Source organism: Neisseria benedictiae (genome assembly GCF_958267435.1).
Classification (GTDB): domain Bacteria; phylum Pseudomonadota; class Gammaproteobacteria; order Burkholderiales; family Neisseriaceae; genus Neisseria; species Neisseria bergeri.
Map to the genome: position 1 here is coordinate 66,646 of NZ_CATQFV010000068.1, position 19,010 is coordinate 85,655.

The 19,010-nt window shown below is 53.2% G+C and carries 19 protein-coding genes; 9 read left to right on the top strand and 10 right to left on the bottom strand.

Translation table 11 applies throughout. From position 1 onward, the window contains the following. Positions 1-20 precede the first annotated feature (20 nt). The gene (gene rfaD / locus Q3O12_RS08890; protein WP_301670130.1) at positions 21-1,025 is read left to right on the top strand and encodes an ADP-glyceromanno-heptose 6-epimerase; all 1,005 of its coding nucleotides are present in this window, start codon (positions 21-23) and stop codon (positions 1,023-1,025) included. A 64-nt stretch (positions 1,026-1,089) separates the two neighbouring features. Here the strand turns inward: rfaD and clpA are convergent, their stop codons facing one another. Both clpA and clpS read right to left on the bottom strand, forming a co-directional pair. Next, positions 1,090-3,381, bottom strand: a complete 2,292-nt coding sequence (gene clpA, locus Q3O12_RS08895; protein ID WP_301670132.1) for an ATP-dependent Clp protease ATP-binding subunit ClpA — start codon at positions 3,379-3,381, stop codon at positions 1,090-1,092. A 1-nt stretch (position 3,382) separates the two neighbouring features. Continuing rightward, a complete protein-coding gene (gene clpS, locus Q3O12_RS08900; RefSeq protein ID WP_002221161.1) occupies positions 3,383-3,685 on the bottom strand; it encodes an ATP-dependent Clp protease adapter ClpS in 303 nt (100 codons plus the stop codon). Between the two features lie 244 nt (positions 3,686-3,929). On the opposite strand from clpS, the gene Q3O12_RS08905 reads away from it, so the two are divergent. After that, positions 3,930-4,133: a cold-shock protein gene (locus Q3O12_RS08905; protein ID WP_002217533.1), complete on the top strand. Its 204-nt coding sequence runs from the start codon at positions 3,930-3,932 to the stop codon at positions 4,131-4,133. 61 nt (positions 4,134-4,194) lie between these two features. Then, positions 4,195-4,419, top strand: coding sequence for a hypothetical protein (locus Q3O12_RS08910; RefSeq protein ID WP_301670133.1), 225 nt, complete (start codon positions 4,195-4,197; stop codon positions 4,417-4,419). A gap of 135 nt (positions 4,420-4,554) precedes the next feature. Here the strand turns inward: Q3O12_RS08910 and pmbA are convergent, their stop codons facing one another. Then, positions 4,555-5,886 carry a metalloprotease PmbA gene (gene pmbA, locus Q3O12_RS08915; RefSeq protein WP_301670134.1) on the bottom strand — a complete coding sequence of 444 codons (1,332 nt, stop codon included), beginning with the start codon at positions 5,884-5,886 and terminating at the stop codon, positions 4,555-4,557. Between the two features lie 152 nt (positions 5,887-6,038). Between pmbA and yjgA the strand changes: the two genes are divergently transcribed. From yjgA to Q3O12_RS08940, 5 genes are all read left to right on the top strand, one after another. Next, a complete protein-coding gene (yjgA, locus tag Q3O12_RS08920; protein ID WP_301670135.1) occupies positions 6,039-6,545 on the top strand; it encodes a ribosome biogenesis factor YjgA in 507 nt (168 codons plus the stop codon). A gap of 46 nt (positions 6,546-6,591) precedes the next feature. After that, positions 6,592-7,308 (top strand): YidX family protein, encoded by a 717-nt coding sequence (locus tag Q3O12_RS08925; RefSeq protein ID WP_301670136.1) that lies wholly within the window; start codon positions 6,592-6,594, stop codon positions 7,306-7,308. A gap of 68 nt (positions 7,309-7,376) precedes the next feature. After that, the gene (gene recJ, locus Q3O12_RS08930; RefSeq protein WP_301670137.1) at positions 7,377-9,077 is read left to right on the top strand and encodes a single-stranded-DNA-specific exonuclease RecJ; all 1,701 of its coding nucleotides are present in this window, start codon (positions 7,377-7,379) and stop codon (positions 9,075-9,077) included. Between the two features lie 432 nt (positions 9,078-9,509). Continuing rightward, complete coding sequence (locus Q3O12_RS08935; protein ID WP_301670163.1) at positions 9,510-10,871, top strand: polynucleotide adenylyltransferase PcnB; 1,362 nt, start codon at positions 9,510-9,512, stop codon at positions 10,869-10,871. Between the two features lie 172 nt (positions 10,872-11,043). Next, positions 11,044-11,367, top strand: coding sequence for a hypothetical protein (locus tag Q3O12_RS08940; RefSeq protein ID WP_301670138.1), 324 nt, complete (start codon positions 11,044-11,046; stop codon positions 11,365-11,367). A 103-nt stretch (positions 11,368-11,470) separates the two neighbouring features. On the opposite strand, the gene Q3O12_RS08945 is transcribed toward Q3O12_RS08940, so the two are convergent. Next, positions 11,471-12,424, bottom strand: a complete 954-nt coding sequence (locus Q3O12_RS08945; protein WP_301670139.1) for a PhoH family protein — start codon at positions 12,422-12,424, stop codon at positions 11,471-11,473. Positions 12,425-12,625: 201 nt separating this feature from the next. Between Q3O12_RS08945 and Q3O12_RS08950 the strand changes: the two genes are divergently transcribed. Next, positions 12,626-13,330 (top strand): SIMPL domain-containing protein, encoded by a 705-nt coding sequence (locus tag Q3O12_RS08950; RefSeq protein ID WP_301670140.1) that lies wholly within the window; start codon positions 12,626-12,628, stop codon positions 13,328-13,330. A 64-nt stretch (positions 13,331-13,394) separates the two neighbouring features. On the opposite strand, the gene dcd is transcribed toward Q3O12_RS08950, so the two are convergent. The 6 genes from dcd to hisS form a co-directional block, all read right to left on the bottom strand. Continuing rightward, positions 13,395-13,961 (bottom strand): dCTP deaminase, encoded by a 567-nt coding sequence (gene dcd, locus Q3O12_RS08955; protein WP_002224592.1) that lies wholly within the window; start codon positions 13,959-13,961, stop codon positions 13,395-13,397. Positions 13,962-14,026: 65 nt separating this feature from the next. Further along, positions 14,027-14,443 (bottom strand): MORN repeat-containing protein, encoded by a 417-nt coding sequence (locus tag Q3O12_RS08960; protein ID WP_137426389.1) that lies wholly within the window; start codon positions 14,441-14,443, stop codon positions 14,027-14,029. Positions 14,444-14,504: 61 nt separating this feature from the next. Continuing rightward, positions 14,505-15,404 (bottom strand): recombination-associated protein RdgC, encoded by a 900-nt coding sequence (locus Q3O12_RS08965; protein WP_301670141.1) that lies wholly within the window; start codon positions 15,402-15,404, stop codon positions 14,505-14,507. 30 nt (positions 15,405-15,434) lie between these two features. Further along, complete coding sequence (gene der, locus Q3O12_RS08970; protein WP_301670164.1) at positions 15,435-16,892, bottom strand: ribosome biogenesis GTPase Der; 1,458 nt, start codon at positions 16,890-16,892, stop codon at positions 15,435-15,437. 149 nt (positions 16,893-17,041) lie between these two features. Further along, positions 17,042-17,671 (bottom strand): YfgM family protein, encoded by a 630-nt coding sequence (locus tag Q3O12_RS08975; RefSeq protein ID WP_301670142.1) that lies wholly within the window; start codon positions 17,669-17,671, stop codon positions 17,042-17,044. Further along, complete coding sequence (gene hisS, locus Q3O12_RS08980; protein WP_301670143.1) at positions 17,672-18,967, bottom strand: histidine--tRNA ligase; 1,296 nt, start codon at positions 18,965-18,967, stop codon at positions 17,672-17,674. Positions 18,968-19,010: the final 43 nt, after the last annotated feature.

Below are 19,010 nucleotides of genomic sequence, written 5' to 3' on the forward strand. Positions count from 1 at the left end.
CAAAACAAAGGAAACCCAATATGACCATCATCGTAACAGGCGCGGCCGGCTTTATCGGCAGCAACATCGTCAAAGCACTTAATCAACGCGGTATTACCGACATTGTTGCCGTCGATAATTTGAGCAAAGGCGAAAAATTTAAAAACCTTGCCGAGTGCGAAATTGCCCATTATCTCGACAAACACGAATTCATCCGCCAAGTGAGGGAACACATTTTACCTTATCAAAATATCGAAGCCGTGTTTCATCAAGGCGCGTGTTCCGATACGATGAACCACGACGGTTTGTATATGATGGAAAACAACTACCAGTACACGCTGGATTTGCTGGACTGGTGTCAGGACGAACGCATCCCTTTCCTTTATGCCTCCAGTGCGGCGGTTTACGGCAAAGGCGAAATCTTCCGCGAAGAGCGCGAACTCGAAAAACCGCTCAATGTGTACGGCTACTCCAAATTTCTGTTTGACCAAGTATTGCGCCGCCGTATGGAAGAAGGCTTGACCGCCCAAGTCGTCGGCTTCCGCTACTTCAACGTTTACGGACAACACGAACAACACAAAGGCCGCATGGCATCCGTCGCCTTCCACCATTTCCACCAATACCGCGAACACGGTTACGTCAACCTGTTCGGCAGCAACGACGGCTACGGCAACGGCGAACAAACCCGCGACTTTGTCAGCGTCGAAGACGTCGCCAAAGTCAACCTCTATTTCTTCGACCATCCCGAACTTTCCGGCATCTACAACCTCGGAACAGGCCGCAGCCAACAGTTCAACGAGCTTGCCGCCGCCACCGTCAACGCCTGCCGCGCCGCCGAAGGCAAACCTGAAATGAGCTTGAAAGAGCTGGTAGAAGAAGAACTTATCCGCTACATTCCATTTCCCGACGCGCTCAAAGGCAAATACCAAAGCTTCACCCAAGCCGACATCACCAAATTGCGCGAAGCCGGATATAAGGAAGAATTTTTCGATGTCAAATCAGGCGTTGACCGCTACGTCAAATGGATGCTGGAAAATTTGGCTTAAACACGATTGGTAATTTTGTTTGAAAGAAAATGCCGTCTGAACCTTTCAGACGGCATTTTTGATTTTATGCGGGGGCGGTTTTTATTTTGACCTTGCTTTTCTTAAACTTCAACACGGCTTCTTCTTTTGCTGCATCCCAGTCTATCCGCACAAAGCCGCCGTCGGATAGTTTGCCGAACAGGAGTTCGTCGGCGAGCGGTTTGCGGATTTTTTCCTGAATCAGGCGGTGCATCGGGCGCGCGCCCATTTGCGGGTCGAAACCTTTTTCCGCCAGATATTTGCGCAATGCCGGTGTGAATTCGGCTTCGACTTTTTTGTCGAGGAGCTGGTGTTCGAGCTGGAGCAGGAATTTGTCCACGACTTTGACGATGATGGGTTCGGACAAAGGTGCAAACGGGATAATCGCGTCCAAGCGGTTGCGGAACTCGGGCGTGAAGAGTTTGTTGATGGCCTGCATTTCGTCGCCGCGCTCGCGCTTGGCGGTAAAGCCGAGGCTGGGGCGGCTGAGGCTTTCCGCGCCTGCGTTGGTGGTCATAATCAGGATGACGTTGCGGAAATCGGCACTCTTGCCGTTGTTGTCGGTCAGTTTGCCTGCGTCCATGACTTGCAGGAGGACGTTGAAAATGTCGGGGTGGGCTTTTTCGATTTCGTCCAAGAGCAGCACGCAATGCGGCTGTTTGTTGACGGCTTCGGTTAAAAGGCCGCCTTGTTCAAAGCCGACGTAGCCCGGTGGTGCGCCGATGAGGCGCGATACGGCGTGGCGTTCCATGTATTCGGACATGTCGAAGCGTTGCAGCGGTACGCCCATCGAGTAGGCAAGCTGTTTGGCGACTTCGGTTTTACCGACGCCGGTCGGACCGGAGAAGAGGAAGCTGCCTATCGGTTTGTCGGGCAGGGCAAGGCCGGAACGCGACATTTTGACGGCGGCAACCAGCGCGTCGATGGCATTTTCTTGACCGTAAACCATGTTTTTTAAATCGCGGCCGAGGAATTGCAGGACTTGTTTGTCGTCGTGCGACACGGTTTTTTCGGGAATCCGCGCGACTTTGGCGATGACGGTTTCGATTTGCGCTTTTCCGATGACTTTTTTCTGTTTGGATTTGGGCAGAATCCGTTGAGCCGCGCCTGCTTCGTCCATTACGTCGATGGCTTTGTCGGGCAGGAAACGTTCGTTGATGTAGCGGGCGGAGAGTTCGGCGGCGGCTTCGAGTGCGCCTTGCGTATAGCGGACTTGGTGAAAATCTTCAAACATCGGTTTCAAGCCGCGCAGGATTTGTACGGTTTCGGAAATGGTGGGTTCGACCACGTCGATTTTTTGGAAGCGGCGGCTTAAGGCGCGGTCTTTGTCAAAAATGGTGCGGTATTCGTCGTAGGTGGTTGCACCGATGCAGCGCAGCGAGCCTTTCGCCAATGCTGGTTTGAGCAGATTGGACGCGTCCATCGTACCGCCGCTGGTGCTGCCCGCGCCGATGATGGTGTGGATTTCGTCGATAAACAAAATGGCGTGCGGGATTTTTTCGAGCTGTTTCAAGACGGATTTGACCCGCGCTTCAAAGTCGCCGCGGTATTTTGTACCCGCCAAAAGCGAACCCATATCCAGCGCGTACACTTCGGCCTCTTTGAGCGCGTCGGGAATGTCGCCGTTGACGATTTGATGCGCCAAGCCTTCCGCCAGCGCGGTTTTGCCCACGCCTGCTTCGCCGACCAAAAGCGGATTGTTTTTGCGGCGGCGGCACAGGATTTGCACCAGCCGTTCCATTTCGTGTTTGCGACCAATCAAAGGGTCGATACGGCCGGCTTTGACTTCGGCGTTGAGGTTGACGGTGTACTCCGATAAAGGGTTTTTGCCCGATGCGGCGCGGCTTCCGCCATCGCCGTCGATGCCGTCTGAAGCAGGGTTGCCATCGTCTTCATCTTCATCGGGAGAGCCGTGGGCGATACAGCGCAAAACTTCAAAACGCGTAACCGATTGCAAGCCCAAAAAATAAACGGCGTGGCTGTCGGTTTCGCTCATCAGCGCGACCAAAACGTCCAAAGGCTCAACCAAGCCTTTGCCTGCTGATTGGGTATGCACCATCGCCCGTTGGATGACGCGTTGGAAGCCGAGCGTGGGCTGGGTTTCGACCGTGTCTAAAAGGTGGTCTGGAATCAGGGGGGTGTTTTCGGCAACGCTGGCGGCGAGTTGTTCGGACACCACTTTCAAATCCGCACCGCAGAGCTTGAGGACGTTGGGGACGGCGGCATCTTCTTCGATGAGTACCAAAAGCAGATGTTCGAGGCTGATAAATTCATAATGAGCCTTACGCGCCTCGCGGTAAAGCTGCTGCAAAATCTGTTCCAATTCGGGGGAAAGCATATTAAATCTCCTCGACAATACATTGCAGCGGATGCCCTTCGGCTTTTGCCCGTTGCATGACTTGTTGTTGTTTGGTTTGGGCGATGTCTCGTGTGTAAGTGCCGCACAAGCCTTTGCCTTCGTGATGAACCAAGAGCATCACCGCCACCGCCTGTTCCTGCCCGAGCATAAAGATTTCGGTCAGGATTTCAACGACAAATTCCATCGTGGTGTAATCGTCGTTCAATAAAAATACGCCGTAACGTTTCGGCGGCAGGGTGTTCAGGCGGTGCAAAAGCGTGTCGGATTGGTGTTGCGCGGTCATAGCGTGTCCCATTTGAAAGCCGCGTTCAGACGGCATTTTTGTTGTATTTTCGGTACTTTTGCCTATTTTCCCACTTTTTTGAAAACATAGCTTGACGTTTTGTCTTAACAAATGTAAAAAGACGGTTAAGCAGAAGCCGGCACTCGACCAAGTATATAAAGCTGGTGAGAAACGCTGAACGTTTAAGTTTGCTGTATGCCTTATTTTGCTGATTTTGTTAATTTTTAAGTATAGGAAGTTTCTAATGGCAACCGGTATCGTAAAATGGTTTAACGACGCTAAAGGTTTTGGTTTCATCACTCCTGACGAAGGCGGCGAAGATTTGTTCGCACACTTCTCAGCGATCAATATGGAAGGTTTCAAAACCCTGAAAGAAGGCCAACGCGTCTCTTTCGACGTAACCACCGGCCCTAAAGGCAAACAGGCCGCCAACATTCAGGCAGCTTAATTCCTGATGTACGGTCAAACGTATATTTGAAAACGGCGGGACAGGAAATGTCCCGCCGTTTTTGTCTGCCGTTTTGCGGGCGGCGGGTCAGGCGGTCCGTTCGGCGCGGAGTCGGCTTCAGACGGCATCGGACGGCAAACCGGGAAACTCCTGCGGATTGGGCGTGCCCATCCCGCCCGACGGCAAAATGCCGTCTGAAGCCGGTTGCGGAAAAATCCTCAATACCCGCACGCCTTATCCTGAACTTGTGTGTACCCTGTTGTGGACAAGTGGCTTAGTATTTTGACGGATAAGGGAAAATCAATACTGATGAAAAAATGTGCAATGTTGCCGGCAAAAGGCGGTGCGGCATAAAACGGCAAACGGACAGGCACGGGGCAAAATGTGCCGCCTTGGTCTTCAGACGGCATCGGCAGGGCGTTCAGCTTCCGGCAACCGTCATCCCCGCAATCAGGATAGAACCGATTTTGTTGGAAGAGCGGCGCAAAGCGTCATCCGCTACGCCGACGATGTCGCGGTACATATCCTGCAAGCGGCCGGCAACGGTAATTTCATGGACGGGGTAGGCAATGATGCCGTTTTCCACCCAAAAACCCGCCGCACCGCGCGAGTAGTCGCCGGTAATGGCGTTTACGCCTTGTCCCATGAGCTCGGTTACCAATAATCCTGTGCCCATTTCTTTCAGCAGGTCTGATTGCGTTTCGTGCGTATGGTTCAAATAAAGGTTGTGCGCGCCGCCGGCGTTGCCCGTGGTCTGCATACCGAGTTTTCTCGCGCTATAACTGCTGAGGAAATAGCTTTCGACAATGCCGTCGCGGATAACGAAACGCGGCCGCGTGGCGACGCCTTCGGAATCAAAATAGGTGCTGCCGAAGGCGCGGGGAATATGCGGCTCTTCGCGCAGGCTGAGGAAATCGGGCAGAACCTGTTTGCCTATGCTGTTAATCAGGAAGCTGCTTTGGCGGTAGAGCGAGCCGCCGGACAGTGCGCCGACTAGGTGTCCGATCAGACCTCCCGAAACGGTCGCATCGAATAGGACGGGGTAGCTTCCAGTCGGAATGCTGCGGCTGTTCAAACGACGCAAGGTACGTTCGGCGGCGGTTTGACCGATTTGCGTCGGGCTGTCCATGTCTTGATGTCGGCAGGAGGAATCGTACCAGTAGTCCCGCTGCATGCCGTTTTCGTCGGCGGCAACGACGCTGCATGAAATGCTGTGGCGTGTGCCTTGCTGGTGTGCGGCAAAACCGTGGGTGTTGCCGTAAACGTATTGGTAATGTCCGGTTTGTACCGCTGCCCCTTCGGAGTTTTCGATGCGCTCATCCTCGTTCAGAGCGGCTTGTTCGCATTGTTTTGCCAACTCGACGGCGGCTTCCGGGCTTAAATCCCATTCGTGGTAACGGTCGAGGTCGCCGATGTGTTGCGCCATAAGCGAAGCGTCTGCCAAACCTGCGCAATCGTCTTCGGCAGTGTAGCGGGCGATGTCGATGGCGGCTTTGACGGTGTCTTGCAGGGCTTTTTCGGAGAAGTCGGCAGTGCTGGCGCGGCCTTTGCGTTTGCCGACGTAAACGGTAATGTCCAGCGACTTGTCCTGCTGGAACTCGATTTGTTCGATTTCGCCCAGCCGCACGCTGACGCTTTGTCCCAATGATTCGCTGAAATCGGCTTCGGCGGCGGTTGCGCCCGTCGCTTTTGCCAAGTCGAGCGTGCGGTGGCAGAGGTCGAGGAGTTCGGAGGCGGTGTGGTTGAACAGCATAAAAATCTTTCTTGGTGGAGCGTTGCGGCATTTTAACCGTTTCGGCCGACAGGGGCAAAAGTACCAGTTAAAAGGCATATGGGGAAAAATGCCGTCTGAACGCGGAATCATTCTGTTAAAATGCGCCTATCGGATAAAATTTGAGAACCAAGATGTTTGAACAAGAAGATGAATGGGTCAGCAAAACCCAAATGAAAAAGCAAATGAACGATTTGCAGGATTTGGGCATGGCGTTGACCAAGCTCTCAAACGATACGCTGAAAAAAATCGGTTTGGATGCGGATTTGTACGAGGCGGTAACCGCCTATAAAAAAATCACATCCAACGGCGCGCTCAAACGCCAGGCACAATTTATCGGCAGGCTGATGCGCGATACCGATCCCGCGCCCATCGAGGCGTTTCTTGCCAAGCTGCGCGGCGACGATGCGGCGCACAATGCCTTTTTGCAACGTGTGGAACAGACGCGCGTACGGCTGTTGGCAGACGACGGCGCGCTGACGCAGTTTATGTCGGATTTTCCGCATGCGGACGCGGGCAAGCTGAGGACGCTCATCCGCAATACCAAAAAAGAGCAGGAGCAAAACAAACCGCCGAAAAATTTCCGCGCCCTGTTTCAAGAATTGAAAACCGTGATGGAAAACGGGGACGAGGAAATTTAGGCATATTTTCAGACGGCATCCGCCGTCATTCTGATTGGAGGATAAAATGTTGTTCCGTAAAACGACCGCCGCTGTTTTGGCGGCAACCTTGATGCTGAACGGCTGTACGTTGATGTTGTGGGGAATGAACAACCCGGTCAGCGAAACAATCACCCGCAAACACGTTGACAAAGACCAAATCCGCGCCTTCGGTGTGGTTGCCGAAGACAATGCCCAATTGGAAAAGGGCAGCCTGGTGATGATGGGCGGGAAATACTGGTTCGTCGTCAATCCTGAAGATTCGGCGAAGCTGACGGGCATTTTGAAGGCCGGGTTGGACAAGCCCTTCCAAATAGTTGAGGATACCCCGAGCTATGCCCGCCACCAAGCCCTGCCGGTCAAACTCGAAGCGCCCGGCAGCCAGAATTTCAGTACCGGAGGCCTTTGCCTGCGCTACGATACCGACAGGCCTGACGACATCGCCAAGCTGAAACAGCTTGAGTTTAAAGCGGTCAAACTCGACAATCAGACCATTTACACGCGCTGCGTATCCGCCAAAGGCAAATACTACGCCACACCGCAAAAACTGAACGCCGATTACCATTTTGAGCAAAGTGTGCCTGTCGAGATTTATTTTATGGTTGAGGGAAAATATACCGACAAACTCAAGCTGTTTGGAAATATTTTATATACACCCCCCTTGCTGATACTGGATGCGGCGGGCGCGGTGCTGGCCTTGCCTATCGCGGCGTTGATTGCAGTCTCGAATTCCTCAGACAAATGAACGGTAATGCCGTCTGAAAAGCCTTCAGACGGCATTTCAAGCACACCCGCACTGTAAAACCCCGCGCTATGTCCGTCAAAATCCAAACCCGATTCGTCAATACCAACGTTTTTAATCATTTGCTCGCCGCCGGCGCCGATCCTTTAATCGCCCGGCTTTGTGCCTCGCGCGGTGTGCAAAGTCCTGCCGAATTGGACGACAAACTCGCTTCCCTCCTGCCTTATCAAACGCTGACAAACTGCGAAGCCGCCGCCGGCCGTTTGGCGGATGCGGTTGAACGCAAGGAAAAAATCCTGATTGTCGCCGACTACGATGCCGACGGCGCGACGGCGTGTTCCGTCGGTATGAGCGGTTTGGCGGCGATGGGGGCGAAAGTGGATTTTCTCGTGCCCAACCGTTTCGAACACGGCTACGGCTTAACGCCCGAGCTGGCTGAAATCGCGGCAGAGCAAGGCGTGGATTTGCTGATTACGGTCGATAACGGCATTGCCAGCATCGCAGGCGTGGCGCGCGCGCAGGCTCTGGGTTTGGATGTGATTGTAACCGACCACCATTTGCCTGCCGAGACCGTGCCCGACTGCATCATCGTCAATCCGAACCAAAAAGGTTGCGGTTTCCAAAGCAAAAGCTTGGCGGGCGTGGGCGTGATTTTTTATGTGCTGACGGCGTTGCGTGCCGAATTGCGCCGCCGCGATTATTTTTCAGACGGCATCAAAGAGCCGAATCTGGGCGACCTTTTGGATTTGGTCGCACTCGGTACCGTTGCCGACGTCGTCTCCCTCGATCACAACAACCGTATCCTCGTGTCGCAAGGTTTGAAACGGATGCGTTCGGGCAAAATGCGCCCCGGTATCCGCGCCTTGTTTGAAGTGGCGCGACGGGATTGGCGCAAGGCTCAGCCGTTTGATATGGGCTTTGCGCTGGGGCCGCGCATCAATGCGGCCGGACGGCTGGACGATATGTCGGTCGGCATTGCCTGCCTGTTGGCGCGAGATGATGCCGAAGCGCAGGAACTGGCGGCTCAGTTAAACAACCTTAATATCGAACGCCGCGAAATCGAGCAGTCTATGCTGCAAGACGCGCTGAATGCTTTTCCTGAAACCCTGCCTTCAGGTCAGACGACTTTGGTGGCGTATCGCGACGACTTTCATCAAGGCGTGGTCGGCATCGTTGCCAGCCGCCTCAAAGACCGTTTTTATCGTCCGACCATCGTGTTTGCGCCTGCCGACAACGGCGAAGTGCGCGGTTCGGGGCGTTCCATTCCCAATCTACACCTGCGCGATGCTTTGGACTTGGTGTCCAAACGCCATCCCGATTTGATTTTGAAATTCGGCGGACACGCGATGGCGGCGGGCTTGAGCATATTTGAACACAATATCCCCGCGTTTCAGACGGCCTTTGAAGAAGCCGTGCGCGAAATGGTATGCGAAGACGATTTGTCGCAAACCTTCATCACCGACGGCAGCCTGCCTGCACACGACATCACGTTGGAACAGGCGCAAAACCTCGCCCGCCACGTTTGGGGGCAGGGCTTCGCGCCGCCGAGCTTTACCGACGAGTTCCACGTCGTCCGCCAGCAGCCGTTGGGCGCGGAAGGCAAACACAAAAAAGCGTGGCTGCAAAAAGACGGCTGCGAATTTGAAGCGATGTTCTGGCGGTGCAGAGAAGACATCCCCGAATACATCCGCACAGTGTACCGCCCCGTTGCCAACGAATGGCGGAATAATCTCGAATTGCAGCTTTATATCGACTACTGGGAAGCCGCGTAGAGGCGGCGGAACGCCGTTTGAATGTGATTTCTGTTTCTTCATCGTATTTCCTTTTCGGTTGAAACCCCGCCTTTTAGGGCGGTAGAATCAGACCTTATTTGGGAGGGGGCGTAACCCCTTCCAAATCAGGGCAACACATAGGGCGGTACTTTATGTGTCGTCCTGTGTGTTGAAACATTTGCCTGTTTGTACGACGGGAATGTTCCCAATCGGAGAAGGCGCATCAAATTTCAGACTCTGCCACAAAAGCAGGGTCTGATTTTTTTGGAGGGCAATCTGTTATAATGACGCGTTGCCGCCGCGAGGGCGGCGTGATTCGGACGGCGTAGTTTCTACGCCTTTTGTTTATGGTTACGGCATCTTGCAAACCTGCGCCCGATGCCGTCTGAACACGGTTGCCCGTGGAGATGCCGCTCTTCGGGTCAGAATATTATGCTGAAAAAATGGTTAAATAAGATGCTGCCTTCCGGTCGGAGCAGTAAAAAAGCGGAAAGTAAAACGATCATTCCTGCCGAAAGACACAACATCCGTGCCGAAATGTTGAGCTTTGCCGCCGAAAACGTCATACGCCGCCTGAAAGGGGCAGGGTTTCAGGCTTATGTGGTCGGCGGCGCGGTCAGGGACCTGCTGCTCGGCATCGAACCCAAGGATTTCGATGTCGCAACCGATGCCACGCCCGAACAGGTGCACAAACTCTTCCGCCGCAGCCGCATCATCGGCAGGCGTTTTCAAATCGTCCACGTTATGAACGGCGCGGAAACCATAGAGGTAACGACTTTCCGGGGCGGTGCGAAGGTTCATCAGAACGCGCGCGGCAGAATCATGAAGGACAACACCTACGGCAGCATCGAAGAAGATGCGATGCGGCGCGATTTTACCTGCAATGCCTTGTATTACGATCCTGAAAAAGAAGAAATTTTGGATTTCCACAACGGGATTGCCGATGTTGCCGCCCGCAGGCTGGTTATGATTGGCGATGCCGCCGAACGCTATCAGGAAGACCCTGTCAGGATTTTGCGCGCCATCCGCCTGTCGGGCAAATTGGGCTTTGAGCTGTCGGAAGAAACCGCCGCACCGATTGCCGAATCGATATGCCGTCTGAAGCACGAACCGGTAGCGCGGCTGTTTGACGAAATCATGAAACTGCTGTTTTCAGGGCACGCGCGCGAGTGTCTGAAACGTTTGAACGGATTTGACATACCGGACGACATCCATCCGCTGCTCAATGCCTTGCGCGTTTCAGACGGCATCGCCGGAAAAATGACGGTGCTTGCCTTGAAAAATACCGATGAGCGGCTGCGTGCCGACAAATCGGTTTCGGTCGGCTTTGTGTTGGCGGCGTTAATGTGGCCCGAGTTGGCCCGCCATTGGAAAAGCAATCTGCAACAGGGTTTGAAACCCGCGCCCGCCCTGTCCGATGCAATCAATACGATGCGCGAAACCGTCGAACGCGGTTGGGGCGTGCCGCAACGCTTTTCCGCCACGATGCGCGAAATTTGGATGTTCCAGCCGCAGTTTGAAAACCGCAAAGGCACACGTCCGCACAAACTGTTTGCACAGGCGCGTTTCCGTGCCGCCTATGATTTCCTGCTCTTGCGCGCCGAAACCGGCAATGCGGACCGCGCACTTGCCGAGTGGTGGACGGCGTTTCAGACGGCATCGGCGGAACAGCGGTCGGAGATGACCAAAAACGAAGCCGCCGCCCGACACGAAAAAAACGAAGGACAGGCGAAAAAACGCCGCCGTCGCAGGCGCAAACCCAAGCCGAAGGTTGTGGGAACGGATTGGGAATAAGGGTCAACAGACAAGGAACAATGAAGTTTCAACACATGGGATGAAGCATAAAGTACCGTTCCATGTATTGCACTGATTTGTAAGGGACTTTATCTCCGCAAATAAAGTCTGACCCTGCCGCCCGGAAAAAGGATGTCCGGGTGGGCAGGGTTCAAGCAACAAGGAAAAATTGATGAAAAAATGTATTTTGGGCATTTTGACCGCGTGTGCCGCCATGCCTGCATTTGCCGACAGAATCAGCGATTTGGAAGCACGTCTGGCGCAGTTGGAACACCGTGTCGCCGTATTGGAAAGCGGCGGCAATACCGTCAAAATCGATTTTTTCGGTTCAAATCCCACCATGTATGTATGCAGCGTTACGCCTTTTCAAAAGACGTTTGAGGCAAGCGATCGGAATGAAGGCGTGGCGCGGCAGAAAGTGCGTCAGGCGTGCAACCGCGAAACTTCGGCAATGTTTTGCGGAGATGAGGCAATCCGATGCAGAAAATTCGATTGATGTATCGGTTGGACGGATAAAGAAACGGATACGGAGCTTGGCTTCCGTATCCGTTTTTTCTGCCTGATTTTCCGTGCATCGGGTTTCAGACGGCATTGGAGTGTCAGTCGTGTTCTGCCGATTCGTAGGCTTCGACGATTTTTTGCACCAGAGGATGCCGGACAACGTCTTCGCCGGTAAAGGTATGGAAATACAGCCCTTCCACGCCGTGCAGTTTCTCACGCGCGTCTTTCAATCCTGATTTGATGTTTTTGGGCAGGTCAATCTGGCTGGTGTCGCCGGTAATGACGGCTTTCGCGCCGAAGCCGATGCGGGTCAGGAACATTTTCATTTGTTCGGGCGTGGTATTTTGCGCTTCGTCGAGGATGATGTATGCGCCGTTGAGCGTCCTGCCGCGCATATAGGCGAGCGGGGCGATTTCAATCAGACCTTTTTCAATCAGCTTGGTTACACGGTCGAAGCCCATCAGGTCATAGAGGGCATCATAAAGCGGACGGAGGTAGGGATCGACTTTCTGGGTCAGGTCGCCGGGCAGAAAACCGAGTTTCTCGCCGGCTTCGACGGCGGGGCGCACTAAAATGATGCGTTCGATTTGGTGTTTTTCCATCGCATCGACGGCGGCGGCGACGGCGAGATAGGTTTTGCCCGTGCCTGCGGGCCCCAGACCGAATACGATGTCGTGGTTGAGCAGGGCGCGGATATAGCCGTTCTGCCTGGGTGTCCTGCCGCCGATGCTGCCGCGTTTGGTGCGGAAATAATAGGCGTGGTCATGGTTGTTTTCCTGATGCCCGGCATCTTCGGTTTGGGCTTCGACGGCGGCAAGCCTGATGTCGTTGTCGTCCAAATCGCGCGTCTGCGCCGTTTCCAAGAGTTTGAGCAGGGCGCGTTTGCCGGCGTGTGCAAATGCGCCGTTGAGGGTGAAATGCTCGAAACGGCGGCTGATGTGGATATCGAGTGCTTTGGCGAGCGAATCGAGGTTGCTGTCGAAAGAACCGCACAGGCGTTGTAACGCCAAGTTGTCGGTTTCTTCCAAATGCAGGTGGACGGTATGTGTCATATGTTCATCCGAATGGTTGGATATTGTGTGATTTTAATCTATTTTGCCGGCGTTTTCGCATCGGATTTGGCGGCTGCCTGCCGATAACGGGTTTGCGGGGCGGCAGGAATAAAAACGCGGGTCTGAAATAATTGCCTCGCGCCAATGCAATTTGGCGCGCCGGTGTGTTAGATTGGCAGTTTTATCGGTAAGGAGGCGGATATGTTGCGTCTTGTTTTGGCGGCTTCCCTGTTGACGGTATCTTTTCCGGCGGCGGCTGAGGCATTGAATTACAATATTGTCGAATTTTCCGAATCGGCGGGTATCGAGGTGGTTCAGGATACAATGTCCGCGCGTTTCCAAGTGATGGCGGAAGGGCGGGACAAAACTGCCGTCAATGCCGGGTTTGTTAAAAAATTCAACAGTTTTAACAGAAAATCGAAAAACGGCAGCTTTAAAATCGAATTGGTTTCCCGAAGTGCGATGCCGCGCTACCAGTATACCAACGGTAAGCGTATCCAAACGGGCTGGGAGGAACGTGCGGAATTTAAGGTCGAGGGTAGGGATTTTGATGAGTTAAACCGTTTTATTGCCGATGTTCAGGCAGATGCCGCATTGGAATATACGGATTTCCATGTGTCGCGCGAACGCCGAAACGAGGTCATCGATCAGGTCAGTAAAGATGCTATTTTGCGTTTCAAGGCGCGTGCCGAAAAGTTGGCGGGCGTTTTGGGTGCGTCCGGTTATAAAATCGTCAAATTGAATTTGGGACACATCGGCAGCCATATCGCGGGTGGCGAAGCGGTGCGGGCGAAAATGTTGCGCGCGATGCCGATGGCGGCAAGCGTCAATATGGAGGGTGCGGATTCCGCCGCGCCTGGTGTGGAGGAAATCAGCATCAGCGTCAATGGGACGGTTCAGTTCTGATTTGAGGTGAACGGTAAATGCCGTCTGAAACCCGACGATAAGGGTTCAGACGGCATTTTGTATTTCAGGCTTTGGGCAGGGTTACGCCGGTTTGCCCCATGTATTTGCCGTTGCGGTCTTTGTAGGAAGTTTCGCAGATTTCGTCGCTCTCGAAGAAGAGGACTTGCGCCACACCTTCGCCGGCGTAGATTTTGGCGGGCAGGGGGGTGGTGTTGGAAAATTCGAGGGTAACGTAGCCTTCCCATTCCGGTTCGAACGGGGTAACGTTGACGATAATGCCGCAGCGGGCGTAGGTGGATTTGCCCAAGCAGACGGTCAGGACGTTGCGCGGGATGCGGAAATATTCGACCGTGCGCGCCAGTGCGAAGGAATTGGGCGGGATGATGCAGCAGTCGTCTTCGACGGTAACGAAGTTTTTGGGATCGAAGTTTTTGGGATCGACGATGGTGCTGTTGATGTTGGTAAAAATTTTAAATTCATTGGCGCAGCGGATATCGTAGCCGTAGCTGGACGTGCCGTAGGAGATGATGCGTTTGCCGTCGGCTTCTTTGATTTGATTCGGCTCGAAGGGATCAATCATGCCGAATTCTTCGCTCATGCGGCGTATCCATTTGTCGGACTTGATGCTCATAATGTTTTCCTTGTTTCTTTTGATGTTCGGACAAAGCATTCGGGGATGCCGTCTGAAAACGGGGCTTATTTGTTTTTGGGCAGTTTCACTTCTTTAATCATGCCGTTTTCGCATTTCATAATGAAGAGGGTTTCGCCGTTTTGCGAGACGGTAAATCTGCCGTGTGCCAAACCTTTTTTAAATATGCCCGAGAGTACCATGTTGCGGAATTTGGTACTGTCGGAATTGAACGGCTCGATAAATATTTCGCGGTTGGCGGCAACGGTATAAACGCCTTGTCCGTCGAACTTGCCGTTTTTAAACGAACCGGTATAGTTGCGCCCGTCTTGGCAGCGCCATGTGCCTTTGCCGGCGGGTTTACCGTCTTTGCCGACATCGCCGTCGTAGGTGCAGCCGGGTTCTTGATAGGAAGTCAGGACGGCGGCCGAAGTGGGGAGGGCGAACATCATGGCGGGCAGTAGGAATGCGAGATGTTTAAGCATAAGGGTTATTCCATTGGATTTTGGTTGACGGTATTTTGTCGTGTAAAAGCCGTCTGAAAAATCAATCTTGCCAGCCGCCCAAATAGGAAACCAGCTCTTCCAACATGGTGCTGACGGATTCCGCCATCAGGATTTGCGAGGCGAAGGCAAGACTGGCGGCATCGTCACCGTTGCTTTCGGCTTCTTCCTGCAATACGTCGAGGTATTGGATGCGCTTGAGTGTGAAGTCTTGAGTGAGGATAAAGGCGATTTGTTCGCGCCAAACCAAACCGAGCTGGGTTACGGTTTTGCCGTTTTTGACGTGTTGAACCACTTCGTCGGCGGTTAAATCTTGTTTGGATACTTTGACGATGGGAACAATATCGCCCGTACCTTTGAGTTCGCAATCGCTGTCTAATTCAAAACCGCCTTCGCAATGCCCTTGCAACAGCCAGCCGGTCATCAGGGAAGAGGGCGATTGTTTGGTATTCGGCAGCGAGGCTTCCAAACCGCCCAAGGCTTCGCGCAGCTTGGTCAGGATGTTTTCTGCTTTGGCGGAAGCCGCGTTATTGACGAGCAGGTAGCTGTGGCGAGTGTTAAACACCGCTTCTGTACGGCTGCTGCGGGTAAACGCTCGGGGCAGCAGGTCGTCTGTAATTTGCTCTTTAAGCTCTTGTTTTTCTTTGCGACCGACATTGCGGGCTTCATTGTTTTGGATTTCCGCTACCTTCTCTTCCAAAATATCGCGGATGACGCCGGCAGGCAGGACTTTTTCCTCTTTTTTCAGGGCGACGCGCAAGGTAAAGTCGGCAGGGAAAACGAGTTCCGGGGAGAATGAAACCGGTGCGGTAAAGCCTTCGCTGAACCAGTCTAAGCCTTGGCAATGGGTAAATTCAGCTTCAGCAAGTTTGTCGGCAAGTACGTCCGCCTCAGGCAGCTTTTCTTTGTTGAGCGGATAAAAACTAATCTGCTTGAACCACATAATGTTTCCTGTTGTTTGAAATGTCGGGAATTATTTGCTGAATTGTTTTTTCACACTGACTTTGGTTTTCTTTTTAAAACGGTTTTTCTCTTCCTTGCGGCCTTCACGTTTCTCAATACGGTTGCTCAAGCTGACGCGGCGCAACGGTTTTTTCTTCGGCTTGTCGTCGGCGTTTTCATACGGGTTTTCCGAAACATTGTATTGAATCCGCAACGGCGTACCTTGCAGATTGAAGGCTTTGCGGAACGTTTGGGTCAGATAGCGCGTATAGCTGTCGGAAATCGCGTGCAGCGAATTGCCGTGCACCACAATCACCGGCGGATTCATGCCGCCCTGGTGGGCATAACGCATTTTCGGACGCACCAAGCCGGCACGCGGCGGCTGTTGGCGTTCGACGGCGGTTTGCAATACGCGCGTGATTTTCGGCGTCGGCATCTTAATCATCGCCGCGTTGTAGGCAGCCTGAATGCTGTCGAACAAACCGTCTATACCGCGTTCTTTCAACGCGGAAATAAAGTGGAACTTGGCAAAATCGAGGAAATACAGTTTGCGGGAAATGTCGCGTTTGATCTGTTCGCGCCGCTCTTCACTGATGCCGTCCCATTTGTTGACGGCAACCACCAGCGCGCGCCCTGCTTCCAAGGCGAAACCGGCAATCGTCGCATCTTGGTCGGCGATGTCCTGCTGCGCGTCCAATACCAAAACAGCGACGTTTGCCGCTTCAACCGCCTGCATCGCTTTGATAACGGAGAATTTTTCTACTGCTTCATCCACTTTGCCGCGACGGCGCACACCTGCGGTATCGATGATGGTAAACGGTTTGCCTTTACGTTCAAAATCAATGTGGATGCTGTCGCGTGTCGTACCTGCCATATCGAAGGCAATCACGCGCTCTTCGCCGAGAATGGCGTTTACCAAGGTCGATTTGCCGACATTCGGACGACCGATAACGGCAAAAACAGGATGTTTTGCATCGGCTTCTTCGGCTTCCGGCTCTGGGAAGGTTTCCAAAATATCTTCAATCAGATAATACACGCCGTCGCCGTGCGCACCTGAAATAACATAAGGGTCGCCCAAAGCAAGTTCGTAGAACTCGGCGGCAAGCACGGCCCTATTGCCGCCCTCGCCTTTATTCACCGCCAAATAAACAGGGCGCGGACTTTGGCGCAAACGGTCGGCAATAATCTTGTCTTGCGGGGTCAGGCCGGTACGACCGTCCACCAAAAACACAACCGCATCGGCTTCATCGACAGCCTGCAAGGTTTGTTTTGCCATTTCGTGCAAAATGCCGCTGTCCACAACCGGCTCAAAACCGCCGGTATCGATGACCAAATAAGGTTTGCTGCCGACTTTGCCATGACCGTAATGGCGGTCTCGGGTCAGGCCGGGCAGGTCATGCACGAGCGCGTCTTTGGTGCGCGTCAAACGGTTGAACAAGGTGGATTTGCCGACATTGGGACGGCCGACAAGCGCGATGGTGGGTTTCATCATTGGGTCTTTCTGTGTCAAGTGCCGTTCGGGAGAACTGAACACGAGCAGGTGTCCGTTGGGACACGGCGGATGGTTTTACGGGAATTACCGTAGGATGGGGTTGTCTGAAATGCCGTCTGAAGAGAGGGTGGCATTTCAGACGGCATTTATTTCAGCGAATCGAGTTTCATTTGAACCAATTCGCGACCGACAGAATCTTGAGACATTTTTTCCAAAGCCTGTCCGTAGTTTTTTAAGGCTTCTTGGTTTTTTCCCTGTGCGGCATAAACATCGCCTTTGGTTTCCATCAGCAGGGGGGCGAAGTCCGCTTCAACCGGCGTGTCGAGCGCGGCAAGCGCGGCATCGTATTTTTTTTGTTGCAACAACACAACGCCCAGACGCTGCGCCGCCAACGCTTGAATCAGGCTGTCTTTTTGGTTGGACAATACCCATTTCAAATGACCTTCGGCAACATCGTAACGCTGCGCGTCAAATTCGGTTGCTGCCGCCATCAGCGTGGCTTGGGCGGCGGAAATGGAATGGGGGTAGCTTTGTTGGAGCTTGGTCAATTCGGCATTGATTTCGCTTTGCGGGGCTTTGTTTTGCGCCTTTTCCACGATGTTTGCCAGCACCGCCGCCGCTTCCTGATTTTGGGAAGCCGCACGGTTTTGGTAAACCGTGTATCCCAAGTAGCCGAGTGCCGCCAAAATCAGCAGGGCAAACAGCCATTTGCCCGTGGTTTTCCAAAAATATTTAAAGTTGTCTAACTCTTGTTGTTCTTCGAGATGGGCTGCCATTTATGCGTTCTTCCATTGTTGTAAAGTGTTTGTCAAATCAGCGGCGGAGACGGTTTGCTGACCGTGTTTGCCCTGCATATCTTTCAGGGTAACCGTACCGTTTGCCAGCTCATCCTGAGCCACAATCAGGGCAAAGCGCGCGCCGCTGTTGTCGGCTTTTTTCATTTGCGCTTTCAGGCTTTGATAGCCGGAATGCTGCATCACATTGAAACCTTGCGCGCGCAAGGCTTGCGCGTATTTCATCACCTGCAAGTCCGCACCTTCGCCTTGGTGCATTGCATAGACATCAGGCGCGGCGTTTACTTCCAGCGAGCCGTATTCGCCCACCAAAAGCAGCAGCCGCTCGATACCCATTGCAAAGCCGATAGACGGCGCAGGCTTACCGCCAAGTTCCTCAATCAAACCGTCGTAACGGCCGCCGCCGCACACAGTCGCTTGCGCGCCGAGTTTGTCGGTCGTCCACTCAAAAACTGTTTGATTGTAATAATCCAAACCGCGTACCAAGCGCGGATTTTCAACATATTGAATACCCAAACCGTCCAACATCGCCTTGAAGCGTGCATAGTGGTTTTGCGAAGCCTCACCCAAGTAATCCACCAAACGCGGCGCGGCATTACAGATTTCCTGTAAATCAGGGTTTTTCGTATCCAAAACGCGCAAAGGATTGGTTTTCAGACGGCGTTTACTGTCTTCATCCAGTTGCGCTTCATAGCGGGTCAAATATTCAACCAATGCCGCACGGTGTGCCGCGCGTTCCTCACGGTTGCCCAAGCTGTTGATTTCCAAAGTCAGGTATTCGCGAATACCCAATTTTTCCCATAAGTCGGCAGACATCGCGATGATTTCCGCATCAATATCCGGCCCTTCAAAACCCAAAGCCTCGATACCGACCTGATGGAACTGACGATAACGGCCTTTTTGCGGACGCTCGCGGCGGAACATCGGCCCCATATACCACAGCTTTTGCGGGCTGTTGTACAGAAGGTTGTGTTCGACCACTGCACGCAGACAAGAAGCCGTACCTTCAGGACGCAGGCTCAAACTCAAAGAATCGTTTGAATCGGAGAAGGTGTACATTTCCTTGCCGACCACATCGGTTTCCTCGCCGATGGAGCGGACAAACAAACCGGTTTGCTCGACAATCGGCGTACGGATTTGCCGATAACCGTAAGCGCGTGTCCAGCGGTTTACCGTATCTTCAAACGCCTGCCAAAACGCAGCCGTCAGTTTGAAATCTTTTTGTTCGACAGGCAGAAGGTCGTTCATACCTTTGACGGATTGGATTTTTTGTGCCATTTCAAGTAAAAATGCTTAAATCAAATTGCGGGCGATTATAGCG